The sequence below is a fragment of the Thermomonas sp. genome, assembly GCF_025993755.1.
GTDB lineage: Bacteria > Pseudomonadota > Gammaproteobacteria > Xanthomonadales > Xanthomonadaceae > Thermomonas.
Map to the genome: position 1 here is coordinate 60,068 of NZ_JAMQHN010000136.1, position 8,978 is coordinate 69,045.

Sequence of the window (8,978 nt, forward strand, 5' to 3'; positions counted from 1 at the left end):
TGGAATTCATTCAACAGCTTCCCGGTGCTCGTCATGTACAACGATGGAGCAAGCTCCCCAGGAGCCTGTTCACCTATCTTGCGATGCTATGTAGATAAAAAGGGACAAGGTCGCAAGGTTGGTGATGGCGGCGGCAAGGAAGACGTATCGATAGTTCTCCTTGCGCGACTTGTGTCGTAATAGAACTTGGGCCAGCCATGCTGCGGGCCAGCCGCCAAGCAGTTCCAGCAGATGCAAGGTTTTCTCGGCTGTTCGTCTTGCCGAGACTTGAGCGGCGCGTTTATCGATCCAGTAGATGATGAATGTCACCGGGTTGAGTATGGCAAGCGCGATCAGCACGATGCCCGGAATCTGATCTTTCCACCATGTCGACCCCAGCAAGCAACAGAAGGCAAACACAAGAATGGGCGGAAGCCAGGTCAGCGGTGAGCTTCGATAACGTTTCTGATTGATGCCCGCACGCGTCTGGCGATGAGCGGCGGATACTGCACGAATGACCTTCACTGCGCGCCAGCGTCCGTCCGCTTGTTGTTCCGGAACAAAGCGAAGGATTTCTCCGGGTTCTGGGCGACGCCCCATGCGTCGATATTCGTGAATGTGCAGGAAATAGCGGGATTGTGGTTCATCGATGGACACGATGAATCCATATCCTCGCTCGTCATTCCATTCGACCAGTTTCCCAAGCCGTTCCATGGTAGTCAGCGTAGCAGCACCAGCGTCGCCAGTCCGAGGAAGGTGAAGAAGCCCAGCGAGTCGGTGAGGGCGGTCAGGAAGATGCCGCTGGCCAGCGCGGGATCGAAGCGCATGCGCTTGAGGGTCAGCGGGATCAGCACACCGGCAGTGGCGGCAATCAGCAGGTTGCAGGTCAGGGCGACGAAGATGACCGCCGACAGCCCGGCGTTGCTGAACCAGACCCAGACGATGACGGCGAGCACCGCGCCCATCAGCAGGCCGTTGAGCAGGGCCACGCGCAGCTCCTTCCACAGCAGCGTCATCACGTTGGAGGCGCCGATCTGGCCCAGCGCCAGGCCGCGCACCATCAGCGCCATCACCTGGGTGCCGGCGTTGCCGCCGAGGCCGGCGACCATCGGCATCAGCACCGCCAGCGCGACCAGCTTGTCGATGGTGTGCTCGAACTGGCCGACCACGTTGGCGGCGATGAAGGCGGTGCACAGGTTGACCGACAGCCACACCAGCCGGCGCCGCATCGCGCGCCAGACCGGGCTGAACAGGTCTTCGTCCTCGTCCAGGCCGGCGGCGGACAGCGCCTGGTGCTCGGCCTGCTCGCGGATGATGTCGACCACGTCGTCGATGGTGATGCGGCCGAGCAGCACGTTGTTGGCATCGACCACCGGCGCGCTGATCCAGTCGTGGTCGGAAAACTTCCGCGCGACTTCTTCGGCGGTCTCGTCGACGTCGATCGCCGGCTGTTCGTCGTCGATCAGCTGGTTGATCGGCGTGCTCGGCTCGTGGGTCAGCAGCGCCTGCAGCGCGATCCGGCCCACGTATTGGTGGCGCTTGCTCTCGACGTAGAGGTGGTCGGTGTGGTCGGGCAGCTCGCCGCGCAGGCGCAGGTAGCGCAGCACCACGTCGACGGTGGTGTCGGCGCGCACCGTCACCACGTCCGGGTTCATCAGGCGACCGGCGGTGTCCTCGTCGTAGGACAGCACCTGTTCGAGGCGATCGCGGTTCTCGCGATCCATCGACTTGAGGACTTCCTCGATCACCGTATCCGGCAGGTCCTCGACCAGATCCGCGAGGTCGTCGATGTCGAGGTCGGAGGCCGCGGCGATCAGCTCCTCCGGATCCATGTCGGCGATCAGGCCTTCGCGCACCTCGTCGCCGACGTGGACCAGCACCTCGCCGTCGTCCTCGGAGTCGACCAGCCCCCAGACCACCGAGCGCTTGGCCGGCGGCAGCGATTCGAGCAGGTTGCCGATCTCGGCCGGCGAGAGCGTGTTGACCAGCCGCCGCACCGGGCCCAGCCGACCGCTGTCCAGCGCGTCGGACAGCAGACGCAGCTGGCGCGCAGGCTTGTCGTGGCGGATGTCTTCGGCCATGCGTGGGTTCCGGCGGGAGATGGGGCGACTCACGCGGCGGAACGCGCGGACGCCGGATCAAGTGTTCATGATGCGGGCATTATCCCCCGCATCGGCCGGGTCGGCCAGCGCCGGAAAATGGAGCCGGTCAGTGCGCCGCGCTGCGGTGTGCGCCGAGCCAGCGCTCGATCCCGGCGCGGGTGCTGGCGCGCAGCAGCGCCGGCACGTCGCTGCGCAGCCGCGCCAGGTCGCAACCGCGGATGGCCTGGCGGACTTCGAGCAGATGCGAAGGGTGCAGGCTCAACTCGTCCAGCCCCAGCGCCAGCAGCAGCGGTGCGAACGCCGGCTCGGCCGCGATCTCGCCGCACAGGGTGACCGGCACGCCGCGTCGGCGGGCGACCTTGGCCACGTCGTGCAGCAGCCGCAGCACCGCCGGGTGCAGCGGCGTGTAGAGCGCTTCCAGCGCCTCGTTGGTGCGATCCGCGGCCAGCAGGTACTGGACCAGATCGTTGCTGCCGATGGCGAGGAAATCGGCCAGCTTGACGAACGAGGGCAGGGCCAGCGCGGCCGAAGGGACCTCGATCATCGCGCCCAGCGGCACCCTGGCCGCGATCTCGCGGCCCTCGGCGCGCAGTTCGTCGATCGCCGCGTCGAGCGCCTGCCGCACCGCCTGCAGTTCCTCGATCCCGGACAGCATCGGGATCAGCACCCGCACCGGACCGTAGCCGGAGGCGCGCACGATCGCGCGCAGCTGGGTGCGCAGCATGCCGGGCAGCGCCAGCGACAGGCGCACCCCGCGCAGGCCCAGCGCGGGATTGGCTTCCTGGCGCAGGGTCAGGCCGGAGCGTTCGGCCTTGTCGGCGCCCAGGTCCAGCGTGCGGATGGTGACGGTGCGTCCGGTCATCGCCAGCACCACGTCGCGATAGGCGCGGAACTGGGTTTCCTCGTCCGGCAGTTCGCCGCGGCCGAGGAACAGGAATTCGGAACGGAACAGGCCGATCCCGGCGGCGCCGAGCGCGTGCGCCTCGCTGGCGTCCTCGCGGGTTTCCGCGTTCGCCCACAGCTTGATGTCGGTGCCGTCGAGCGTGCGCGAGGGTTCGCGCCGCAGGCGATTGAGCTGGCGCCGCTCCTGGCGCACCTTGGCGACCCGGGCGTGGTGGGCGCGCAGGTCGGCCGCGTCGGGTTCGAGGATGACCAGACCGCTGCCGCCGTCGAGCAGCAGCACGTCGCCGTCCCGGGCCTTCAGCAGCGCCTGGCTGGCGCCGACCACCAGCGGCAGGTGCAGGCTGCGCGCCATGATCGTGCTGTGCGAAAGCGGGCTGCCGGCGGCGGTGACCACGCCGACCACGCCCTGCGCCTGCAGTTGCGCCAGTTCGGCGGGAGCGATGTTGTCGGTGATCAGGATGTCGCCGGAAACGCCGGGCAGGGCGGCCTTGCGGTGATTCAGGGCCGCGTGCAAGCGCTCGATGATGTGGTCGATGTCGTCGATGCGGCTGCGCAGGTAGGCATCGTCCATTTCCTCGAACGCCGCGGTGAGGCGGTTGCGCTGCAGGCGCAGGGCGTAGTCTGCGGAATACGGGCCGGTGCGGATCAGGGTGTCGATGCCGGACAGCAGAACCGGATCGTCGAGCAGCAGCGCGTGCAGATCGACGAAATCGCCCAGCTCCGGCGTCAGGGCGTCCTGCAATCGTTCGCGCAAGGCGCGCATCTCGGCCCGAACCTCGTCGACGGCGGCGCGAAAGCGCGCGATTTCCGCAGCGACGGCTTCGGGGGCGATGGCGGTGGCGTCGATCTCCAGCCGGTGCGGCAGCCGCATCCGCGCGCGGCCTAGCGCACAACCGCGCGCCGCCGCCACGCCGGAAAGCAGCTGGCGCATCAGACGTTCTCGTCGAAGCCGCGCTCGAACAGCGCGGCCACGGCGTCGGCCGCGGCCTGCTCGTCGATGCCGTCGACCCGCAGCACAACTTCGGCGCCGGGGCCGGCGGCCAGCAGCATCACGCCCATGATGCTCTTGGCGTTGACCTCGCGGCCGCGCACTTCCAGCGTCGCCTGGCTCTGGAACGCGGACAGCTCGTGAACCAGCTTGGCGGTCGCACGGGCGTGCAGACCGAGGCGGTTGGATATCTTGAGGTCGCGGCGGATCATGCGCGGCCTCTGCCGGTGGGCGTCGAAGGGCGGAACTCAGATGTCATCCGTGATGGCTCCATTGCGTGATCCGGCGGCGGCCACTGCCGGCAGTTCGTCCAGTTCCAGTTCGGCGTAGTTCATGACCCGCATCAGCATCGGCAGGCTGACTGCCGACACCCGTCGCACCGGCGTCCCCAGTCGTGAAAGTCGCGCCGCCACGTTGCTCGGGCTGGCGCCGTAGAGGTCGGTCAGGATCAGCACCCCGGCGCCCTGGTCGACGCGCCGCAGCGCCGCGCTGGCCTGCGGCAGCAGCGCCGCCGGGTCGGCGTCGAACGGCACCTCGAAGGCTTCGCAGGGCAGCGGAAGTTTTTGCAGCAGGCGCGCGGCGACCGCCACGAGCGAATGGCCTATGCCTTCGTGGGTGATCAGCAGGACGCCAACGGACATGCCGACAAGTTAGCAGACGCGGGCGAAGCTGCGAAAGCGTTTGCGCGCAATTCGTCGAAGACCGTGCGCGCCGGACGCGCGGTGACGACGCCTCAGTGTTCGAGATACAGATCCGGAAGCAGCTTCGCCGAAGGATCGACCGCATAGCCGGACAGGTCGGTGATGCCCGCCTCGGCCAGCACCTCGTCGTCGATCAGGAAGTGGCCTGCGAACCCCCTGGCTTCGCGCGTCAGCACCGCGTGGGCGGCGTCGGCCAGGATGGCCGGATGGCGGCCATTGCGGCGATCCACGCCGGGGATCATGTTCAACGCCTCGGTGGCGATCAGGGTGCGCGGCCACAGCGCGTTGACCGCAACGCCCCTGGGGCCGAACTCGGCGGCCAGGCCCAGAGTGACGAAGCTCATGCCCATCTTCGCCAGGGTGTAGCCGGTGAACGGACCCCACCATTTCGGGTCGAGCGAGGGCGGCGGGCACAGGGTGAGGATGTGCGGGTTGGGCGCCTTGAGCAGATGCGGCAGGCAGGCTTGCGCGCACAGGAAGCTGCCGCGGCTGTTGACCTGCTGCATCAGATCGAAGCGCTTCATCGGCGTGTCCAGCGTGCCGCGCAGCCAGATCGCGCTGGCGTTGTTGACGAGGATGTCGATGCCGCCGAAGGTTTCGACTGCCTGCGCCACCGCCGCCTGCACCTGGTCTTCCTCGCGGATGTCGCACTTGATCGCCAGCGCCTTGCCGCCGGCGTCTTCGACCGCCTTGGCCGCCGTGTGGATCGTGCCCGGCAGCTTGGGGTTGGGCGCATCGGACTTGGCGGCGATGACGACGTTGGCACCGTCGCGGCCGGCGCGCTCGGCGATGGCCAGGCCGATTCCGCGCGAGGCGCCGGTGATGAACAGGGTTTTTCCAGCAAGCGTTGCCATGCGTACGCATCCGTATTGGTTCAGCGCAAGTGTAACCCGCCCCACGTATGCTTTCGCCAATGCACGGCGCCTGGTTCGACAACCTGCTTGCCTGGATCGGCGCCCACCCGGTTGCGGCGGGCGCGCTGGTGTTCCTGATCGCCTTCAGCGATGCGCTGATCATCCTCGGCACGATCGTGCCGGCGCTGCCGCTGCTGATCGGGATCGGCATCCTGATCGGCATGGGTGAGTTGTCCGGCCCCTATGCCGTTCTCTGCGCCGCGGCCGGCGCTTTCTGCGGCGACGGCCTGAGCTACTGGGTCGGACGCCGCTGGGGCGACGGCCTGCGCGGCGTTTGGCCGTTCCGGCGCTATCCGGGCCTGCTGGAGCGCGGCGAGGTCCTGTTTCGTCGCAATGCGAACAAAAGCCTGCTGATCGCCCGCTACGTGGGCGCGATCCGCCCCTTCGTCCCCGCCATCGCCGGCATGGCGCGCATGCCGGCGCTGCGCTATGCGCGCATCAGCGTCTTCGCCAGCCTGAGCTGGGCGGTGCTGTTCCTGCTGCCGGGCTGGGCGCTGGGCGAGGCTTACGACGCGGTCGCGGCGGTGGCGGACAAACTCGCGCTGGCGCTGCTGGGGCTGGCCGCGGTGTTGGCTCTGGTCTGGGCGCTGGTGCTCTACACCTGGCGCTGGTTCGCGCGCAATGCCGATGGGCTGCTCGCGCGGGCGCTGCGCTGGAGCCAGACCCACCCGCGACTGGGACGGGTGGTGCGTTCGGTGATCGACCCGTCGCGCCGGGAATCGGTGTCGCTGCTGCTGCTTGCCTGCTGCCTGTTCGCCTTCGCCTGGGCCTGGGCCTGGCTGAGCGGAAGCCTGCTGGCCAGCGGCGGACCGCTGCGGATCGACCACGTCGTTTTCGAATTCATGCACGCCCTGCGCAACCCTCTGGCCGACCGCACGATGGCCACGCTGGCGACCCTGGGCAGCGCGCCCGTGCTGGGCAGCGCGTTTGCCGGGTCGATGCTGTGGCTGCTGTGGCGGCGGCGCTGGAAGGCGGCGCTGCACTGGGGTCTGGCGGTCGCGGTCGGGCTGGGGCTGACCGCGGCGCTGGCGGCCGTGGTGCACATGCCGCGGCCACCGACGGCAACGGCAGGCTTCGGTTTCCCGTCGATCGCGGTGACGATGACGACGGTGGTGTTCGGCTTCTTCGCCGTGCTGATCGCCCGCGAGTTGCCGGGCCGGCAGCGGGTGTGGCCCTACCTGCTGACCGGCGTGGCCACGGCGCTGGTTGGCTTCGCGCGCCTCTATCTGGGCGCGCACTGGCTTTCGGACATCATCGGCGGCGTGTTGCTGGGCGCCATCTGGGTGCTGCTGATCGGCATTGCCTACCGCCGCCACAGCGAGCGCTCGTTCTGGATGCCCCCGTTGGGCTGGGTTTTTTACGGCAGCTTCCTTCTGGCCGCGTTCTGGTACGCGCCACGAGCCACGCCCGGGGTGCTGGCCACCTTCGAACCGGTGGAGCCGGAACGGGCATTGGCCGATGCGCAGTGGCGGGCGCAGGGGGTGGAGCAGGGACGGCGACCGTTCGACCTGGAAATTGCCGGCGATCCAACACTGCTGCGACGCCTGCTCGAAGCGCGCGGCTGGCAGGTGCAGGCGCCGATGGATTGGGCGGCGGCGCCCGAACTGCTCGACGAGGACACCCCGCCGGCGCAGCGCCCGGTGCTGCCGGTGGCGCTGGAGGCGCGCCCCGAGCGGCTGCTGCTGCGGCGCGTGCTGCCGGGCGGCAGCGGCCGGATCGAAATCCTGCGGGTGTGGCCGGCGCCGGTGCAACTCGAAAGCGGCGTACCGCTGTGGGCGGCGCGCTACGAAACCCTGCACCTGCGCCGACTGCTGCGCCTGGTCAGCCTGTGGATGCCGGAACCGCCAGCGCACGCGCTTCCGGCGGATCTGATGGAACTGCCGGCGGCGTCAGGCGGGCGGCTGGAGACGGTGGCGCATCCGCGCTGAGATTCGCGGGGGGCAAGAATCGATAAGGCCTCGCGCCAAGTTGGCTCAAGTACCGTTCTGAAGCGCGGCGAGGAAACGCCGCGGGGCGCCGTCGAAGCCGCCGTTGGACATGAACACCACGTGGTCGCCGCTGCGCACGCGCTCGCGCAGGGCTTCGATCAGCGCATCGACCGTCGCAACTTCGATCGCTTCGCCGCGCACCTTCGCAATCACCTTGCCTGCGTCCCAAGGCAGTTCCGGCCGCGCCAGGAACACCACCGCGTCGGCCAGTTCCAGCGACGGGGCCAGCGCATCGGCGTGCGCGCCCAGCCGCATCGAATTGCTGCGCGGCTCCATCGCCACCACGATCCGGGCATCGCCCACCTTGGCCCGCAGCCCGGCCAGCGTGGTGTGGATGGCGGTCGGGTGATGGGCGAAATCGTCGTACACGGTGATGCCGCCGTGGTCGCCGATCACCTCCAGCCGGCGCTTGACGCTGTGGAAGCGCGCCAGCGCCGGCAGCACGGAGGCCACATCGACGCCCACCGCCGCGCAGGCAGCCAGCGCGGCCAGGCCGTTGAGCACGTTGTGGTCGCCCAGCAGCGGCCATTCGACGGTGCCCAGCGCGACGCCGCGCTGCGCCACCGCGAACGCGCTGCCGTCCTCGGCCAGCTTGCGCGCGCTCCATTCGAACGCCGGATCGAAGCCGAAGCGTTCGACCGGCGTCCAGCAGCCCATCGCCAGCACTTCGCGCAGATGCGCGTCGTGGCCGTTGACGATCAGCCGACCGCGTCCCGGTACGGTGCGCACGAGGTGGTGGAACTGGCGCTGGATCGCGGCCACGTCGGGGAAGATGTCGGCGTGGTCGTATTCCAGATTGTTGAGGATGGCGACCCGTGGTCGGTAGTGGACGAACTTGCTGCGCTTGTCGAAAAACGCGGTGTCGTATTCGTCGGCCTCGACCACGAATTCGCGCCCGTCGCCGTTGCGCGCCGACACCCCGAAATCCTCCGGCACGCCGCCGATCAGGAAGCCGGGATGGCGTCCCGCCGCTTCCAGCAGGTGGGCGAGGATCGTGGTTGTGGTGGTCTTGCCGTGGGTGCCGGCCACCGCCAGCGTGTCGCGGCCGGGCAGCACGTTCTCCGCCAGCCACTGCGCGCCCGAGGTGTAGCACCGGCCGGCGTCGAGCACCGCTTCCACCGCCGGATTGCCGCGCGACAGCGCGTTGCCGATGATCACCGCATCGCAATCGGGCGAGAGGTTGTCCGGCAGATAGCCCTGCCGCAGTGAGATGCCCAGCCGTTCCAGCTGGGTGGACATGGGCGGGTAGACGTTCTGGTCGCTGCCCTCGACCTCGTGGCCTAGCTCGCGCGCCAGCGCCGCGACCCCGCCCATGAAGGTGCCGGCAATGCCGAGGATGTGGAGTTTCACTTCGTTGGCTCCGGGTGGGAGCGGACGGGCGCGAGGTCGGCCTCGCAAGTCGC

The 8,978-nt window shown here is 68.8% G+C and carries 8 protein-coding genes; 1 reads left to right on the forward strand and 7 read right to left on the reverse strand.

Annotated elements, in window-relative coordinates:
• Window positions 1-69: 69 nt before the first annotated feature.
• The 6 genes from Q0X16_RS10070 to Q0X16_RS10095 all read right to left on the reverse strand — a co-directional run bounded on the left by Q0X16_RS10070 (window position 70) and on the right by Q0X16_RS10095 (window position 5,527).
• A complete protein-coding gene (locus Q0X16_RS10070) occupies window positions 70-693 on the reverse strand; it encodes a DUF1294 domain-containing protein (RefSeq protein WP_297833688.1) in 624 nt (207 codons plus the stop codon).
• A gap of 5 nt (window positions 694-698) precedes the next feature.
• Window positions 699-2,060, reverse strand: a complete 1,362-nt coding sequence (mgtE, locus tag Q0X16_RS10075) for a magnesium transporter (RefSeq protein ID WP_297833691.1) — start codon at window positions 2,058-2,060, stop codon at window positions 699-701.
• Between the two features lie 127 nt (window positions 2,061-2,187).
• Window positions 2,188-3,915: a phosphoenolpyruvate--protein phosphotransferase gene (gene ptsP, locus Q0X16_RS10080; RefSeq protein ID WP_297833695.1), complete on the reverse strand. Its 1,728-nt coding sequence runs from the start codon at window positions 3,913-3,915 to the stop codon at window positions 2,188-2,190.
• On the reverse strand, window positions 3,915-4,184 hold the full coding sequence (locus tag Q0X16_RS10085; protein WP_297833698.1) for an HPr family phosphocarrier protein: 270 nt from the start codon (window positions 4,182-4,184) through the stop codon (window positions 3,915-3,917). The genes ptsP and Q0X16_RS10085 overlap by 1 nt, the downstream gene beginning before the upstream one ends.
• Window positions 4,185-4,220: 36 nt before the next feature.
• The gene (locus tag Q0X16_RS10090; RefSeq protein ID WP_297833700.1) at window positions 4,221-4,613 is read right to left on the reverse strand and encodes a PTS sugar transporter subunit IIA; all 393 of its coding nucleotides are present in this window, start codon (window positions 4,611-4,613) and stop codon (window positions 4,221-4,223) included.
• A 92-nt stretch (window positions 4,614-4,705) separates the two neighbouring features.
• The gene (locus Q0X16_RS10095) at window positions 4,706-5,527 is read right to left on the reverse strand and encodes an NAD(P)-dependent oxidoreductase (protein WP_297833702.1); all 822 of its coding nucleotides are present in this window, start codon (window positions 5,525-5,527) and stop codon (window positions 4,706-4,708) included.
• A 47-nt stretch (window positions 5,528-5,574) separates the two neighbouring features.
• Between Q0X16_RS10095 and Q0X16_RS10100 the strand changes: the two genes are divergently transcribed.
• A complete protein-coding gene (locus tag Q0X16_RS10100) occupies window positions 5,575-7,515 on the forward strand; it encodes a bifunctional DedA family/phosphatase PAP2 family protein (RefSeq protein WP_297833705.1) in 1,941 nt (646 codons plus the stop codon).
• A 45-nt stretch (window positions 7,516-7,560) separates the two neighbouring features.
• On the opposite strand, the gene mpl is transcribed toward Q0X16_RS10100, so the two are convergent.
• Window positions 7,561-8,925 carry a UDP-N-acetylmuramate:L-alanyl-gamma-D-glutamyl-meso-diaminopimelate ligase gene (gene mpl / locus Q0X16_RS10105; RefSeq protein WP_297833708.1) on the reverse strand — a complete coding sequence of 455 codons (1,365 nt, stop codon included), beginning with the start codon at window positions 8,923-8,925 and terminating at the stop codon, window positions 7,561-7,563.
• Window positions 8,926-8,978 lie beyond the last annotated feature (53 nt).

Coding starts and splice junctions, on each gene's coding strand:
- ptsP (WP_297833695.1), bottom strand. CDS start 3,915: ATGCGCCAGCTGCTTTCCGGCGTGGCGGCGGCGCGCGGTTGTGCGCTA.
- Q0X16_RS10090 (WP_297833700.1), bottom strand. CDS start 4,613: ATGTCCGTTGGCGTCCTGCTGATCACCCACGAAGGCATAGGCCATTCG.
- Q0X16_RS10095 (WP_297833702.1), bottom strand. CDS start 5,527: ATGGCAACGCTTGCTGGAAAAACCCTGTTCATCACCGGCGCCTCGCGC.
- Q0X16_RS10085 (WP_297833698.1), bottom strand. CDS start 4,184: ATGATCCGCCGCGACCTCAAGATATCCAACCGCCTCGGTCTGCACGCC.
- Q0X16_RS10100 (WP_297833705.1), top strand. CDS start 5,575: ATGCTTTCGCCAATGCACGGCGCCTGGTTCGACAACCTGCTTGCCTGG.
- mgtE (WP_297833691.1), bottom strand. CDS start 2,060: ATGGCCGAAGACATCCGCCACGACAAGCCTGCGCGCCAGCTGCGTCTG.
- Q0X16_RS10070 (WP_297833688.1), bottom strand. CDS start 693: ATGGAACGGCTTGGGAAACTGGTCGAATGGAATGACGAGCGAGGATAT.